Annotated in this window: 15 protein-coding genes and 2 pseudogenes; 10 read left to right on the top strand and 7 right to left on the bottom strand. The window is 71.7% G+C overall.

Annotated elements, in window-relative coordinates; genetic code table 11:
* Positions 1–37: 37 nt before the first annotated feature.
* From J4709_RS48555 to J4709_RS48540, 4 genes are read left to right on the top strand one after another with little or no spacing between them, the layout of a single operon-like run.
* Positions 38–877 carry a hypothetical protein gene (locus tag J4709_RS48555; RefSeq protein ID WP_208252291.1) on the top strand — a complete coding sequence of 280 codons (840 nt, stop codon included), beginning with the start codon at positions 38–40 and terminating at the stop codon, positions 875–877.
* Positions 874–1,122, top strand: a complete 249-nt coding sequence (locus J4709_RS48550) for a hypothetical protein (RefSeq protein WP_208252290.1) — start codon at positions 874–876, stop codon at positions 1,120–1,122. Before J4709_RS48555 ends, J4709_RS48550 begins: the two co-directional genes overlap by 4 nt.
* A 30-nt stretch (positions 1,123–1,152) precedes the next feature.
* Positions 1,153–1,470 carry a hypothetical protein gene (locus J4709_RS48545; RefSeq protein ID WP_208252289.1) on the top strand — a complete coding sequence of 106 codons (318 nt, stop codon included), beginning with the start codon at positions 1,153–1,155 and terminating at the stop codon, positions 1,468–1,470.
* Positions 1,467–2,327, top strand: coding sequence for a S8 family peptidase (locus tag J4709_RS48540; RefSeq protein ID WP_208252288.1), 861 nt, complete (start codon positions 1,467–1,469; stop codon positions 2,325–2,327). The genes J4709_RS48545 and J4709_RS48540 overlap by 4 nt, the downstream gene beginning before the upstream one ends.
* Before the next feature lie 97 nt (positions 2,328–2,424).
* Here the strand turns inward: J4709_RS48540 and J4709_RS48535 are convergent, their stop codons facing one another.
* Positions 2,425–3,075 carry a TetR/AcrR family transcriptional regulator gene (locus J4709_RS48535; protein ID WP_208252287.1) on the bottom strand — a complete coding sequence of 217 codons (651 nt, stop codon included), beginning with the start codon at positions 3,073–3,075 and terminating at the stop codon, positions 2,425–2,427.
* A 61-nt stretch (positions 3,076–3,136) separates the two neighbouring features.
* Here J4709_RS48535 and J4709_RS48530 point away from each other — a divergent pair, with 61 nt between their 5' ends.
* Complete coding sequence (locus tag J4709_RS48530) at positions 3,137–3,805, top strand: class I SAM-dependent methyltransferase (RefSeq protein ID WP_208252286.1); 669 nt, start codon at positions 3,137–3,139, stop codon at positions 3,803–3,805.
* Between the two features lie 183 nt (positions 3,806–3,988).
* Positions 3,989–4,414: a DoxX family protein gene (locus J4709_RS48525; protein WP_208252285.1), complete on the top strand. Its 426-nt coding sequence runs from the start codon at positions 3,989–3,991 to the stop codon at positions 4,412–4,414.
* A gap of 139 nt (positions 4,415–4,553) precedes the next feature.
* On the opposite strand, the gene J4709_RS48520 is transcribed toward J4709_RS48525, so the two are convergent.
* Complete coding sequence (locus J4709_RS48520; protein WP_208252284.1) at positions 4,554–4,961, bottom strand: DUF4440 domain-containing protein; 408 nt, start codon at positions 4,959–4,961, stop codon at positions 4,554–4,556.
* Between the two features lie 50 nt (positions 4,962–5,011).
* Between J4709_RS48520 and J4709_RS48515 the strand changes: the two genes are divergently transcribed.
* Positions 5,012–5,629, top strand: coding sequence for a TetR/AcrR family transcriptional regulator (locus tag J4709_RS48515; RefSeq protein WP_208252283.1), 618 nt, complete (start codon positions 5,012–5,014; stop codon positions 5,627–5,629).
* Here J4709_RS48515 and J4709_RS48510 read toward each other — a convergent pair.
* The gene (locus J4709_RS48510) at positions 5,613–6,551 is read right to left on the bottom strand and encodes a helix-turn-helix domain-containing protein (protein WP_208252282.1); all 939 of its coding nucleotides are present in this window, start codon (positions 6,549–6,551) and stop codon (positions 5,613–5,615) included. The genes J4709_RS48515 and J4709_RS48510 overlap by 17 nt on opposite strands.
* A gap of 158 nt (positions 6,552–6,709) precedes the next feature.
* On the opposite strand from J4709_RS48510, the pseudogene J4709_RS56320 reads away from it, so the two are divergent.
* Together J4709_RS56320 and J4709_RS56410 are read left to right on the top strand one after the other, a co-directional pair.
* Positions 6,710–6,904: pseudogene (locus J4709_RS56320) on the top strand (alpha/beta fold hydrolase); the annotation flags it as partial.
* 47 nt (positions 6,905–6,951) lie between these two features.
* Positions 6,952–7,245, top strand: a pseudogene (locus tag J4709_RS56410) (alpha/beta fold hydrolase); the annotation flags it as partial.
* On the opposite strand, the gene J4709_RS48500 reads toward J4709_RS56410, so the two are convergent.
* Complete coding sequence (locus tag J4709_RS48500) at positions 7,235–8,134, bottom strand: LysR family transcriptional regulator (protein ID WP_208252281.1); 900 nt, start codon at positions 8,132–8,134, stop codon at positions 7,235–7,237. The pseudogene J4709_RS56410 and the gene J4709_RS48500 overlap by 11 nt on opposite strands.
* Before the next feature lie 67 nt (positions 8,135–8,201).
* Here J4709_RS48500 and J4709_RS48495 point away from each other — a divergent pair, with 67 nt between their 5' ends.
* Complete coding sequence (locus tag J4709_RS48495) at positions 8,202–9,197, top strand: DMT family transporter (RefSeq protein WP_307802130.1); 996 nt, start codon at positions 8,202–8,204, stop codon at positions 9,195–9,197.
* Between the two features lie 24 nt (positions 9,198–9,221).
* Here J4709_RS48495 and J4709_RS48490 read toward each other — a convergent pair whose 3' ends face one another.
* From J4709_RS48490 to J4709_RS48480, 3 genes are read right to left on the bottom strand one after another with little or no spacing between them, the layout of a single operon-like run.
* Positions 9,222–10,793 (bottom strand): sulfatase family protein, encoded by a 1,572-nt coding sequence (locus J4709_RS48490; RefSeq protein WP_208252279.1) that lies wholly within the window; start codon positions 10,791–10,793, stop codon positions 9,222–9,224.
* A gap of 35 nt (positions 10,794–10,828) precedes the next feature.
* Positions 10,829–11,782: a formylglycine-generating enzyme family protein gene (locus J4709_RS48485; protein ID WP_208252278.1), complete on the bottom strand. Its 954-nt coding sequence runs from the start codon at positions 11,780–11,782 to the stop codon at positions 10,829–10,831.
* A gap of 36 nt (positions 11,783–11,818) precedes the next feature.
* The gene (locus J4709_RS48480) at positions 11,819–13,294 is read right to left on the bottom strand and encodes a sulfatase family protein (protein ID WP_208252277.1); all 1,476 of its coding nucleotides are present in this window, start codon (positions 13,292–13,294) and stop codon (positions 11,819–11,821) included.
* Positions 13,295–13,326 lie beyond the last annotated feature (32 nt).

Genomic DNA, 13,326 nt, shown 5'->3' with positions numbered 1-13,326 from the left:
CGGACCATCCATCGCGCGTTACGCTCCGGTCGCCGACATGGCCCTGGCCTTCGACGGGAACCGGACGCTCGCGCAGGCGGTCCTGCCCGCTTCGCTGATCCCCGCCGGGACCGCCGGAGGCGCGGCCTTCTCCCTCACCTTCTGGCTGAACGTCCAACCGGTCCTGGAAGAGGGGACGGACCCGCCGACGATCTCCGGGCCGATGGTGGTCGCCGACATCCGCGGCGCCCAGGGCCCGCTCGCGACGTGGTCGATCGAGCGCGACCTGACCCTCGGCTTCGCCGTCCCCGGCTCGGCGCCGGGGGCCCTCTCGGTGGACCTGCGTCCCTACCTGAGGCGCTGGGTCTTCGTGGTGAGCGTCTACGGCCCGCCCGCCGAGGACCACCCGCACGGGCAGGTCGGCCTGCTGGTCAGCGACGGCGGGCCGGTACGGGCGCCGGCCACCGCGGAACTGGAGATCACGCCCAACCCGGCCGTGGAGGACCGGCTGCTGACCGTCGGCAACCTGCCGACCGCGCAGTACCCCGAGGGGCTACCGGACCTCGGCCCCCTCACCGGGATGATCGCCCGCATGCGGCTGTGGACGGTCGCGCTCGGCCCCGCGGCGGCCGCCGCCCATATGTACGACGCCCCGATCGGGCCCAAGGGCGGCGCGCGGCAGTCGCTGGCCGGCGACTGGCGCATGAACGAGGGATACGGGACCACCGCATTCGACTACGCCGACCCCGGCCCCGCGGTGCTGCCCGTCCAGTACCGGCCCCCCATGGGCAACCATCTGCGGCTCGGCGACGGCGGACCCGGCACCGAACCGGCCTGGATCATCGCCGACCTGGTCACGCTCGTCCGCAAGACCGCCACAGCGGCGGAGGCGCCGTGAACCTGCCCAGACTCACCGCCGAACACGCCCTCGGCCCCTCCCTCGGAACGTACGCCACGAGTGCGGCACGGCTCCCGGACGGCATGACGGTGGCACCGATGGCGAGCCTGTCCTGCCTGTCGTCCTGCGTCGGTCCCGGCACCGCGATCCGCTGCGGCGTCCAATGCCGCGCCGACCTGGACTGCTGGCGCCGCTGCGCAGGGGTCTCCCAGACCGACTGCCTGAGCGCGTGCTTCGCGACCTGACAGCCCATGAACGAACGAAGGGACGAAGGAATGGACGTTCTCCCCCGGCTGACCGCTGAGAAATCCATCGGGCCCGCACTCGGCCAGTACGCCACCCGGGCCGCGGACCGGCGCACCGGGCTGACCCCCATGGCCGTTCTGCGGATCAACAACAATCCGGAAATGCTGGCCACGGTCTACCAGCGCAAGGCGGGGCAGCTGCCTTCTCCCTGCCCACCCGGCACGAACGTCTGCTGGGGTCTCGACGACACCTACGCCGCCTACGATTTCGACTGCTGCAACCCGGACCAGCCGTGCCGGCACGATCCGGAGGGCAGCCCCTTCTGCCGGCCCTACGAGTCCGAATGACGCAGGCGGCCGAGCCGAGCGGCACGAACGCACGCAGCCTCCGCCTGACCGGCCTCGACGCACTCATGGCGGACGGGGAGGGCGATCCCGCGGTCACCGTGGCCGTCATCGACGGTCCCGCCGACGGCGGCCATCCCGCCCTCCCCTCGACCGCGTCGTCGTGCCGGTCGCCGACGAGCCCGGCCTGCCTGCACGGCACGTTCGTGCTGGGCATGCTCGCGGCGCCCCGGGGAGGCGGCGCGCCCGCGATCTGCCCGGGATGCACGTTCGTGTCCCGGCCCGTCCTCTGCGAGCCGGGCCCTGGACACCTCTGTCCCGAGACCACACCCGCCGCCCTCGCCGAAGCGGTGGAGGACTGCGTGGCCGCCGGCGCCCGCGTCATCAACATCAGCCTGGGCCTCGCCACACCCATCCTCCAGCGGAGCCCCGCCTTCGACGCGGCGATCGACCACGCCAGGGACCGCGGGGTCGTGGTCATCACCGCGGCCGGAAACCACGGCCGGATAGGACCGGCCCCCTTGATGGCCCATCCCTGGCTCGTCCCGGTCGCGGCATGCGACACGCACGGCCGGCCCCGCAGCCCGTCCAACCTCGGCATCGGGATAGGCCGGCGCGGGCTCCTGGCCCCGGGACTGGACATCGTCAGCACGGCCCCGCGCGGCGAGCACGCCCGCATGTCGGGCACCAGCGTGGCCGCCCCCTTCGTGACCGGTACCGCAGCGCTGCTGTGGTCGCTCCGTCCCGCGCTTCCCGCCGTCCGCATCCGGGCGGCGCTCCTGCGTCCCGACGCCGCACGCCGCAGCATCGTCCCGCCGCGGCTCGACGCGACCGCCGCACGGCACACCCTCGGCCTCTGAGCGCCGCCACCTCGACGGCACTGCGCCAGGTGCTTTGCCGGCGGCGGAGCCGGGCGAGGACTCACGGGGTTCTGGAGCGTGGTCGTCCTGGCCGCGGCTATCCGGGGTCTGCCGCGGGAGCGGCGCAGAGCTGGGCGGCCAAAGTGGCGTAGGCCCACTCTTCCCACACTTCCGGCGACCAGTTGCGGTCCTGGACGAAGAGCAGGTACAGCTGCGGGCTGAGCAGCCCGAACAGCAGGTCAGCGGCCGTCTCGACGGAGACGTCGGGGCGGACTCCGGGCTTGCCGGCCAGCGACCGGGCCGCGGCGTGCTGCACGGTGTAGCGCGGATCGGGGCCGTCGGGCCACTGCGCGGCGATCTGCGGATCGGTGGCCGCGGCGGCCGCGATCAGCGGCATGATCGGGGCCACCCGGTCCAGGATCTCGCGGCTGCCGCGTACGTGCGCGCGCAGCTGGTCGGCCGCGGTGGGCGCGGCGCACGCGGCGCGGAACCATCCCCGGTCCATGGTGGCCACCGGTTCGGTGTCGCCGGCGATGGCCGAGTCGACGACGTCCTTGAACAGCGTGCGCTTGTTGCCGAAGACGAAGTAGACCGTCTGAACGGCCACGCCCGCCTTGTCCGCGACCTCCTGCAGGCTCGTCGCCCCGTACCCCTGCGCGACGAACAGCTCGCGAGCCGCCTCGACGACCTTCTCGCGGGTGCGGCGCGAGCGCTCGGCCCGCTTGTCCGGCCGCTTGACCCCATCCATATTGCGAGTATATCTCTAGAGCATGTCACTAGAGTTCAATTCTAGATACTTGGAGGAGACGATGGACCAGCCCAACGCCGCCCAGAAGCCGGAACCGGACCTGCCATCAACGCAGCGAGACCCTGAAGAGGAGGCCGTCCACCGCGCGCTGGAGCGCTTCTACCTCACCGGCAAGCCCCCGTGGGACACCGGCGTGACGCCGCCCGAGCTGGTCGCCCTGGTAGAGGGGCAGGGCGCGCTGCCACCCGGCCGCGCCTTGGAACTCGGCTGCGGCACGGGGACCAACGCCACCTACCTCGCTCGGCACGGCTGGGAGGTGACGGCCGTCGACCTCATCGACCGAGCCGTCGACGAGGCCAGAAAGAAGGCTGCGGCGGCGGAAGTGGCGGTACGGCTCCTGCACGGAGACGCCACCCGCCTCGACGAGCTGGACGTGCCGGGCCCCTTCGACCTGTTCTTCGACCTGAGCTGCTACTGCGGGGTCCCGCTGCACCGCCGCGACGCCTACGCCGCCGGGCTCACCCAGCGCGCCGCTCCCGGAGCACGGTTCCTGATGTTCGGGTACGGCCCCGAGCCGGTCGGCAATCCGCTCCCCGAGGTCACCTCGTGGGCGGCGGGCGTCACGGCCGACGAACTCCGCGCCAGGTTCACCGGCTGGGAACTGCTCGACGTCACGCCGGGCACCAACTCGGTGCCGACCTTCTGGTTCACGCTGCGCCGCAGCGCCTAGGAGGCATCAGCCGACCGGTGTCCGTCCGAAGCCACGGGCGGACACCGGTCGCAGCGGCGGTCATCGCCTGGGGCCCTTCGGCCCCACGCGGTATGCGAGAACCGGCACCCGAGCGCGGAACGCGCGCTGCTCCCATGATCGAATGGCGGTGGAGTCGTCTTCCGTCAGAAGGGACTGAACGTCATGGTCACGGCACTCATTCGCGCCGGTGCTCGCGTTCTGACCGGCTCAAGCTACGCCGTGTTCGGGGCGGCCGCCCTCAGCGAGCCCGGCGGTCGTGTGCACCAGGCGGCGCCCCTGCTCGCCAAGATCCGCAAGGTCGTGCCGCTGCCCGACGACGAACTCGTCGTCCGCGGAAACGGGGCGGTGCAGTTGATCGCCGGCGGCCTGCTCGCGGTCGGTGTGCTGCCGCGGCTCTCCGCGCTGGCGATCACCGTCTCCCTGGTCCCGACCACCCTGGCCGGGCACGCGTTCTGGGAGATCGAAGACCCGACGGCCCGCAAGCTCCAACGCGTCCAGTTCCAGAAGAACACCGCCATGATCGGCGGCTTGCTGTTCGCCGTGGCCGCCGAGACCCGCGCCAAGGACCGTTCGCCCCGCAAGGCCTGACACCGCGAGCCCGCACGGCAGGGACCGCCACTGAACGTGCGGAGTCCGGCGACGTCCCGGTAGCCCAAGCCGGCCGGCTCCAGGGCGGCCCGAGGTCGGCCAAGGCCCGGTCGACCTGCCCGGACGCGCCCTCGATGCCCTACTCGTCGTCCCATGCCGCCGCGCTCATCCTCCAGCCGGCGGACGTGCGGATGAACTGGGTCGTCTGGCGGCCCGCACCCTCGAACCATTCGCCGTCGCGATAGCCGGACTTGCCGTATTCGCTGAACCGCTGCGCGATCGAACCGAAGATCTCGGTCCGCTCGCCGATCTCCCATTCGGAGAACTCCGTCAGCGTCCCGTCGGTGAGCATCCTCTCCCGCGGGGCGATGAACGTCTCGAGGTCGTAGATCACGGTCTCGCCCCCGACGTTCTTGATGATCAGGCCTTCCGGGATGAACACCTCGCGGACGGCGGCGAGGTTCGGCCGCGCGCCGCCGGCGTTGCCGAACGCGCCGAAGAGGGCGCGCATCAGCCCGTCGAGCTCGGCCTTGACATCGGCTTCCATGACGACCTCCCATTTCCATAACGTCTGTTATGTGAATGTACCCTGGCGGTATGCCGCGCCACAAGGGTGATCACGAAGCCCGCCGCCGCGACGTGTCCGCGGCGGTGTGGCGGGTGCTGGCCGCGCACGGGTTCGGCGGCCTGACGCTGCGGGCGGTGGCCACCGAGATGGGCGCGACCACGGGCCTGCTCACGCACTACTTCCCGAGCAAGAAGGACCTGGTCGCCCACGCGTTGACGCTCTTGGACGAGCACAGGACGGCCACGCGGAAGGCCGGCCCCGAGCCCGGCGGCCTCGGCGCGCTGCGCGCGACGCTGCTGGACATCCTGCCGTCCACACCGCAGGCCGCCGCGGACAACCGCATCTGGGTCAGCTCGTGGGACGCCGCGCTGGCGGACCCCGACCTCGCCGCCGGGCATGCGGCGCGCTACGCACGCTCGCGCGAGCGGATCCGGCACCACGTGCGGGAAGCGCAACGCCTCGGCGAACTGCCCTCCGCCGACGCGGACGATCTCGCGGCGTCGGTCCTGTCGTTCACGCTCGGTCTCGTCGTCCAGGCCCTATTCAGCCCGCAGGAGTTCCCGCCCGAGCGGCAGGTCCGCCTCCTGGACGGCCACCTCGCCACGCTCGCCGCCCCAGCCGGGGGGCTTCCTAACGGGCTTCGCTGAAGGTCCTCCGGTAGGCGCCGGGGGTGGTGCCGAGATGTGCACGGAAATGGCGGCGCAAGTTGACCGCCGAGGCGAGTCCGACCCGGACCGCGATGGCTTCGACCGGAAGGGCGGTCTGTTCCAGCAGCGCTCGCGCCGCATCGAGGCGCCGGCCGAGCAGCCACTGCGCCGGGCTGGTGCCGAGTTGTTCGGTGAACCGCCGGGCGAGCGTCCGGCTCGACAGCCCGGCGTGCTCGGCGAGCCGACCGACGGTCAGCCGGGTGTGGAGCCGGGAGGCGGCCCAATCCAGCAGTGGCGCCAACGATCCGTCCGCCCTGGCCGGTGCGGGCTGCGCGGCGTATTGGAGTTGGCTGCCCTCCCGGTGGGGCGGAAGGACCATGTTCCGGGCGATCTGAGCGGCGTATGCCGCGCCGTGGTCGGAACGAACCAGGTGCAGGCACAGGTCGATGCCCGCGCCCGTTCCGGCACTGGTCGCCACGTCACCGTGGTCCACGTAGAGCACGTCGGGGTCGACCCGCACCTCGGGAAAGGCGGCGGCCAGTTGGGCTGTCTGGCGCCAATGAGTGGTCGCGCGGCGGCCGTCGAGGAGGCCGGCCTGAGCGAGGACGAACGCCCCCGTGCAGATGGCGACGATCCTGGCCCCGCGCTGGTGGGCGGCCCGCAGGGCGTCGGTGACGGCCGGTGGCGCCGGCGCCCCGGCCGGCTGCCAGCCGGGGATGATCACGGTGTCCGCCTCGCGCAGGGCCTCCAGTCCCGCATCGACGTGGACGGCGTAGCCGACGGTGGTGCGCAGAGGGCCGGGGTGCTCGGCGCAGATCCGGAAGGTGTAGCGGGCCGGTACGTCCTGCCGGACGGTGCCGAAGACCTCCGCGGCGCAGGCGAGCTCGAACAGCGACTGGGGCGGCTGGAACAAGGCCACCACCCGATGTGAGTGAAACCGCCGAGACGGGTGTGCGCAGGAGCGCGGTCCGGGTCGACGGCGAAACGGCCAGCTACTTGACCGCGGGGAATGGCGGCCGGGCCGTGTTGCTGCTGCACGGAACGTATTGGAGCCGGGTGTGGCTGCCGGTGCTGAGCCGCATGGCGCAGGCAGGGCTGCACCCCATAGCGGTCGATATACCTGGGCTGGGGCGCTCCGGAGGCGAACTCACCCTGGAAACGGCCACGGTCCCGGCCCTCGCGGATTGGGTGGCGCGATTCGCGTCCGCGCTGGGACTCTCCGGGCCGGTCCCCGTGGCGGGGCATGACATCGGCGGCGCCGTCGCCCAGCACCTCCTCGTCCACGACCGCCTGGAGGTGCCCCGGCTGGCCTTGGTCAAGTCCGTCCTCTACGACTCCTGGCCGGCGCCCCACGTGGCCCGGGTTCCGGGACCCGGCCGCCGCCGACGAACCACCGCTACACCCTCGATCTCGTTCCCGCGCTCCAGCGGTCCACGGTGCCGAAGTTGCTGGTCTGGGGTGAGGACGACGCCTTCGAGAAGGTGGAGTACGCCGAGAGGTTCGCCTCGGAGATTCCGCAGACCACGCTCATACGGGTCCCGGAAGCGGACCACATCCCCACGGAGAAGGCGCCCGACCAGATCGCCCGCGCCCTCGCCGATTTCTTCACGACGTAACGGGCCTCACAGCCTCTGCGCGGTAGAGGTCGATGGCGAGGGCGACGGCGGCGCGGGTGGCGGGGTGGGGGCCCTGTCGGCGCCAGATGAGGTGGACGGGGACCGGCTCCGCGTCGCGCAGGGGGCGGTAGGTGATGCCGTCGGGACGGTACTGGGCCGCGGTGGCCTGCGGAGTGACGCCGACGCAGCGGCCGGAAGCGATGGCGGCGAGCCAGTCGTCGATGTCGTGGACGTCCTCGGCGGCGGGCCGTTCGTTCTCGGGCCACAGGTCCAAGGTGGTGGTGCCGGTGCGGTGGTCGAGGGCGAGGGTGCGGTTCGCGACCTCGGCCAGGCGGATGCTGCGGCGGCGGGCCCAGGGGTCGTCGGAGGCGAGGGCCAGGTAGCGGTCCTCGTGGCCGACGAACGCATGTGCCCAGACCTTGAGGCCGAGGGCGCTGCGGATGACCGCAAGGTCGCAGAGTCCTTCAGCGAGTCCCCCGGTGGAGGAGTTGTGGCGGACGAGCCGGAGTTCGACGTCGGGATGGTCGTGGTGCCAGCGGCGCTGGAACTCGGTGGTGTGACGCCCGAAGGCCGACCAGGCGTGACCGATGTGCAGGCGGCTGTGGCCGGCGGCGGCCTCGGCGACGAGTTCGTCCGCGCCGGCCAGCAGCAGACGGGCTCGGGCGAGCACCTGCACTCCTGCCATGGTGGGCTCGACCGTGCGGCTGGTGCGGTGCAGCAGCCGCACCCCCAGGGTCTTCTCCAAGGCGAGCAAGGTGCGTGAGACGGCGGCCTGTGAAACGCCGAGCTCCAGGGCCGCCTCCGTGAAGCTGCCGGTGTCGACGATGGCGACCAGGCAGCGCAGGTGCTTCAGCTCCAGCCCTGCACCATTTCCTCCGCGCGCATCCATACGTTCAGCGTATCGATGGCGGCTGGATGCATTTTGCGTATTTCGCGGAGGGGAGCACGGTGAGGGGGTGAAGAGCCCAAAGGACCTCGCCGCCGACGCGGAGGCGCCGGGCCGGGGCGGGAACTCGCTGACCGGCTCGCTCTCGGTGCGGCGCGCCTTCGCCTTCCTCGCCTTTGCCGGAATCGCCTGGGGAACCACCGGCGCGGCCGTGGAGGTCATCTACCGGACCAGTGACCTGGGGCCCCTGGCCATCTCGTTCTGGCGCTTCCTGGCCGGAGCGGTGCTGCTGCTGCCGGCCTGGGCTCTGCGCCCGTCCCGCAGGACGCCCCGCGTGCCGGGACCCGCCGGGCGGCGTGTGCTTCTGCTGTCGGGCACCGGAGCCGGACTCGCGGTTTTCCAGACCGCCTACTTCGCCGCCGTGCGCGACACCGGCCTGGCGGTCGGCACCATCGTCACGCTCGGCGCCGCACCGGTGCTCACGGCCGTCGGCGGGCGCCTGTTCCTCGGTGAGCGCGTCGGCCGGACCGGAGTACTGGCCGTCGTCGGCGCGCTGGCCGGGCTGACCGTGCTCGTGCTGGGCAACCGGCCCGGCGTCGTCCACCCTGCGGGCGTGGCGATGGCGCTGCTGTCCGCCGCCGGTTACGCCGTCTCCAACCTCCTGGGCCGGTGGACCGGACGGCACGGCACCGGCGAGGACGCCTTCACTCTCACCCTGTCGTCCTTCCTCATCGGCGCGGCCCTGATGCTGCCGCCGGCCTTCCACGAAGGCCTTCTCCCCCAGGGCGGGGACTTCGCCGAGGCGGGGTTACTGATGCTGTACATCGCCGCCATCACCACGGCGCTCGCCTACCCGCTGTACTTCGCGGGAGTGGCCGTACTCAGGGCCACCACCGCGTCCGTGATGATGCTGCTCGAACCGGTCGGCGCCGCAGGCCTGGCCGTGCTGTTCCTCGGCGAACGGCTCACCGCGGCCACCGTCGTGGGGACGGTGATCCTGCTCGGGGCCATCGCCGCCCTCGCCCTCGCCGAGTCCCGGCTACGGACCCAGCCCGAGAAACCGTGAGGTGAGGCAAGGCCTGTGGGGGCTTCAGCCGGTGGTTTCTTCGGAGGTTCGTTGGAACGCCCTGATCCAGCCGTCGATGAAGCGTGCGGTCGGGCGGGGTTCGGGGGCGTGCCAGGAGATCGGGGTGTGCAGGGAGGCGAGCCGGCCTTCCAGGTCGTCGGCGAGGCGGTCGCGGCCCGTCCGGCGCAGGTGGGCGGCGTACTCGGCGGGGTCGCTGTAGTAGACGGGGCCGGTCTGCAGGGTGGTCAGCATCGGGTCGGGCAGGCAGCCGGGGCGCCCGGCGTGTTCGTTCCACCATTCGGCGAGGTGGGATCGCATCCGCGCGGTCAGTTCGGGCTCGTCGTCCAAGAGGTCGCGGGTGAGGTGCGGATCGGCCGTGACGTCGAACAGCTGCTCCCACTCGGCGCGGAACGAGCCTGGGTGGTACGTGCGGATGTAAAGGTGGTCGCGGGTGCGCACGGCGCGCTGGTAGGTGTGCGCGCCGTGGCCGAGCACGAGATACGGCCGGGACTCGAGCGGTTCGCCGCGGACGGCGGCGGCGAATGACTCGCCCTGCCAGCCCGGGGGCACGGACAGCCCGAGCAGGTCGCAGAGCGTCGGGGCGAGGTCGATGTTGTAGAGCAGCGCATCGTTGCGGCGGGCCTCGTCCGGGAGGTCGTCGGTCAGGCCGGGCCAGTAGAAGACGAGCGGCACGCGCTGGACCGGTTCGGTGGCGAGGCCGTGTTCGGCGTACATGCCGTGTTCGCCGAACGCCTCGCCATGGTCGGCGCTCACGATGACGGCGGTCTCCTCGGCGATGCCGAGTTCTTCCAGGACGGCCATGAGCCGGCCGAAGTGGTGGTCCCAGTAGGCGATGGCTCCGTCGAACCCGTTGATGAGGTGTTCGTAGTCGGCGCGGCCGGTGATCGCGTCAGGCATGTTGTGCGGGACGGGTGACCGGCCGGGGCCGAGGAGCGTGTAGTTCAGGTCCAGCGCGCTGCGGGGTCCGTAGACCTCCTCGGTGTGCGCCTTGATGGTCTCGGCGTCGGGCCATGGGCCGACGGGCGCCGACGCCGCCATGCGGTCCGTCCATTCCTGGGGCTGGGTGTAGTCGGTGTGGGGTTCCCAGTACGTGAGGTGCAGGTACCAGTCGTCCTCGTGGGCATGGCGGCGGATCCACTCGATGGCTGCCCGGTTGACGTCGGGGGCCTCTTCGTCGCCGGTGTTCGCGGTCGCTCGGACGCTTTCCCGGAAGTTGCCGAGGAAATGGTAGGCGCGGTGCCGTTCGGCGAAGACCGACACCGCGGCGGTGTAGTGGCCGCCCTGCTGGAGCCGCTGGCCGAGCAGGGGACGGTCGGGGTCGGGGCCGTGGCCGGCGTCCAGCCGGAAGCGCGCGGCCTCCCCGAAGTGCCCGATCACTCCGTTGGTGATGCCGAACTGGCCGCTGGTCAGGGCCGTGCGGGACGGCAGGCAGGGCGAGTCGGAGCAGTAGTAGCGGTCGAAGACCACCGACCGGTCGGCGAGGGCCTGGAGGTTGGGCGTCGTCGGGCGGTGGTAGCCGTATGGGGTCGTGTGGTCGGCGCGAAGGGTGTCCACGTCGACGTAGATGATGCGCATGGGGAACTCCTCATGGGGAGGATCCGGGCTTGTTGTCACGCCTGGGCGCTCGGCCGGTCTGCGGCACAGCGAAATCCGGTGTTGCCGCCTGAGGCGTCGGGCTGGTTGCGGGTGCGGGCGGCGACCCTGTAGCGGTTGCAGTAGGAGTCGTGGCACATGTACGACCCGCCCCGCATGACCTTCGCGGTGCCGGCCGCCCGGTGGGAGCCGTGCTCGGTGCTCCAGGAGTCGGCGCACCATTCCCAGACGTTTCCCGAGACGTTGTACAGCCCGAATCCGTTGGGTCGGAACGCGTCGACCGGCGCCGTCCCGCGGTATCCGTCGGCTGCGGTGTTCTTGGTGGGGAATCGGCCGCGCCAGATGTTGCAGCGGTATTCGCCGTTCGGGTCGAGCTCGTCGCCCCAGGGGTAGCGGCGTTGTTCGAGCCCGCCGCGGGCGGCGTACTCCCACTCGGCTTCGGTGGGAAGCCGCGCCCCCGCCCACCGGCAGTAGGCGAGCGCGTCGTTCCAGGACACGTGCACCACCGGATGGTCCGCGCGCCCGTCCAGGGAACTCCCCGGGCCTTCGGGACACCACCAGTTCGCCCCGGAGACCCCGCACCACCAGGGGGTTCGCTCCGGACGCGGCGAGGCCCCGCGCAGGGCCGCGGGGAGGAATCCGGCGAACACGTAGGACCAGCCGAGCCGTTCGGCGTCGGTGAGGTAGCCGGTGTCGTCGACGAACATGGCGAAGCGCTCGTTGGTGACCGTGTACACGTCGATGCGGAAAGGCTCGACTCTCGCCCGGCGCACCGGCCCCTCACCGTCGTCGGGGAAGCCCTCCCGGTCGTCGGTGCCCATGAGGAAGTCGCCTCCGGGCAGAAGGACCGCCTCATGCAGTTCGCGCCCTGCACTGAACCGGCGCCGCGGCTCCCCCAAGGAAGGGGCCGCGGGTTCTGGGCGGAGACGCGCGGACGGCGCGCAGCACGCGGAGATCTCGGTGCCGGGCATCGGCTGTCCTTTCCGAACATGGTCGGCGCGCATGGCTCAGCCGGCGATCATCCGGGCCTTCGCCTGCTCCTCGACCGGCGTCAGCTCGACGGGCGGGAAACGGGGGTCGGGCTCCCAGGGGACGACGTCGCTCGTGGCCATCTGCCAGCGCATCAGTTCCTCGCGCAGCGCGGCGACCTGATCGGCGCGGTCCGGGTCGGCGGCCAGGTTCCGCAGTTCGTTCGGGTCGCTCGGACGGTGGTAGAGCTCGTCGGCCTCGTACAGGCGGTACACGTACGTCCACTCGTGCGTGCGCACGGCGGTCGCCTTGCCGACCAGCGCGGTGTCCTCATGCTGGAGGGCGGCCTTGAGGTCGTAGGGGAAGGGGCTGCGCTCCAGCAGCGGCTCCTCGTCCAGGGTGAAGCCGCCTTCGGAGAAGACGTGCGTCCGGTGCGGGCGGTCCGGGTCGGTCAGGAGGGACACCAGGCTCCGCCCGAAGTGGGTGTACTCCGCGTTCACTCCGGCCAGTTCGAGCAGCGTGGGGACCAGGTCGACCATCTCCACCAGCGCCCCGGAGCGCCGCCCGCCGGGCAGCCCGCCGCCGCCGATCATCAGCGGCTCGCGGACCAGGCAGTCGTTCAGGCCGGCAGGCCATTTCTCGATCAGCCCATGGTCGCCGAGGTACTCGCCGTGGTCGGTGAAGAACAGGCTGACGGTGCGATCGTGCAGGTCGGCGTCCTCGGCGGCCCGCATAAGCCGTCCGAACTGGTCGTCGACCCGCGAGACCATCCCGTAGTAGGTCGCCTTCAGCTCCTGCCAGTGCTCAAGGGTGGCCCGTCCGGTGCCGTACCGCTCGCGGATCGCGGCCATGAAGCGCGGTTCATGGCCGCCGTCGCGCGGGTCGCGGACGGCCGGGGCGGGCATGGCCGACCGGTCGATCAGCGAGAACCACGGCTCCTCCACGGTGAACGGGCAGTGCGGGAACAGCAGCGGAAGGAACAGGACCCACGGCTCGGAGGGCGGGTTGCGCAGCCATTTCTCCGCCGAGCGCACCACCGCCTCGTCGTAGTCGAGCGCGGCGTCCTCGTCGCGGCGGCCCCTGTAGAAGAGCCGGCTCCACAGCTCGTCGGGGTCCTCTTCGGGGCCGCCGAAGCTGCGGACGGACGGGGCCACCCAGAAGCCGTACTCGTCGACGCTCAGCTCGGTCGCGCCGGGGGCGAACGTGTCGCCGCGGGGGCCGAGCCAGGCGACGTGGTAGCCGCTCTCCTTGAGGCTGCGGAAGACGTTCGGCTCCCACGGTTTGATCAGGTTGGTCAGCGTGCGGTGCCCCGCGACGTGCGGGTACCAGCCGGTGAACATCGAGGCGCGGCTCTGGGAGCACACCGAGTGCTGCGCGAACGCCTGTGTGAACAGCGTTCCCGACGCGGCGAACCGGTCGAGGTTGGGTGTGCGCGCGAGCGGATTGCCGAAGGCTCCCACCGCGTCGGCGCGCAGTTGGTCCGGCATGAAGATGATGAAGTTGGGTCGTGTCATGGTCGGTGTCCGTTCCGAAGCGATCGCATAGC

Source organism: Actinomadura violacea, assembly GCF_017573465.1.
GTDB lineage: Bacteria > Actinomycetota > Actinomycetes > Streptosporangiales > Streptosporangiaceae > Spirillospora > Spirillospora violacea.
The sequence above is the reverse complement of the archived record's forward strand: the minus strand, read 5'-3'. Positions and strand labels throughout refer to the sequence as shown.

Excerpts from the sequence above, each read along its gene's own strand:
- J4709_RS48555 (WP_208252291.1), top strand. The coding sequence starts at position 38 with ATGGCCCTGGCCTTCGACGGGAACCGGACGCTCGCGCAGGCGGTCCTG.
- J4709_RS48545 (WP_208252289.1), top strand. The coding sequence starts at position 1,153 with ATGGACGTTCTCCCCCGGCTGACCGCTGAGAAATCCATCGGGCCCGCA.
- J4709_RS48540 (WP_208252288.1), top strand. The coding sequence starts at position 1,467 with ATGACGCAGGCGGCCGAGCCGAGCGGCACGAACGCACGCAGCCTCCGC.
- J4709_RS48535 (WP_208252287.1), bottom strand. The coding sequence starts at position 3,075 with ATGGATGGGGTCAAGCGGCCGGACAAGCGGGCCGAGCGCTCGCGCCGC.
- J4709_RS48530 (WP_208252286.1), top strand. The coding sequence starts at position 3,137 with ATGGACCAGCCCAACGCCGCCCAGAAGCCGGAACCGGACCTGCCATCA.
- J4709_RS48525 (WP_208252285.1), top strand. The coding sequence starts at position 3,989 with ATGGTCACGGCACTCATTCGCGCCGGTGCTCGCGTTCTGACCGGCTCA.
- J4709_RS48520 (WP_208252284.1), bottom strand. The coding sequence starts at position 4,961 with ATGGAAGCCGATGTCAAGGCCGAGCTCGACGGGCTGATGCGCGCCCTC.
- J4709_RS48515 (WP_208252283.1), top strand. The coding sequence starts at position 5,012 with ATGCCGCGCCACAAGGGTGATCACGAAGCCCGCCGCCGCGACGTGTCC.
- J4709_RS48500 (WP_208252281.1), bottom strand. The coding sequence starts at position 8,134 with ATGGATGCGCGCGGAGGAAATGGTGCAGGGCTGGAGCTGAAGCACCTG.
- J4709_RS48490 (WP_208252279.1), bottom strand. The coding sequence starts at position 10,793 with ATGCGCATCATCTACGTCGACGTGGACACCCTTCGCGCCGACCACACG.
- J4709_RS48485 (WP_208252278.1), bottom strand. The coding sequence starts at position 11,782 with ATGCCCGGCACCGAGATCTCCGCGTGCTGCGCGCCGTCCGCGCGTCTC.
- J4709_RS48480 (WP_208252277.1), bottom strand. The coding sequence starts at position 13,294 with ATGACACGACCCAACTTCATCATCTTCATGCCGGACCAACTGCGCGCC.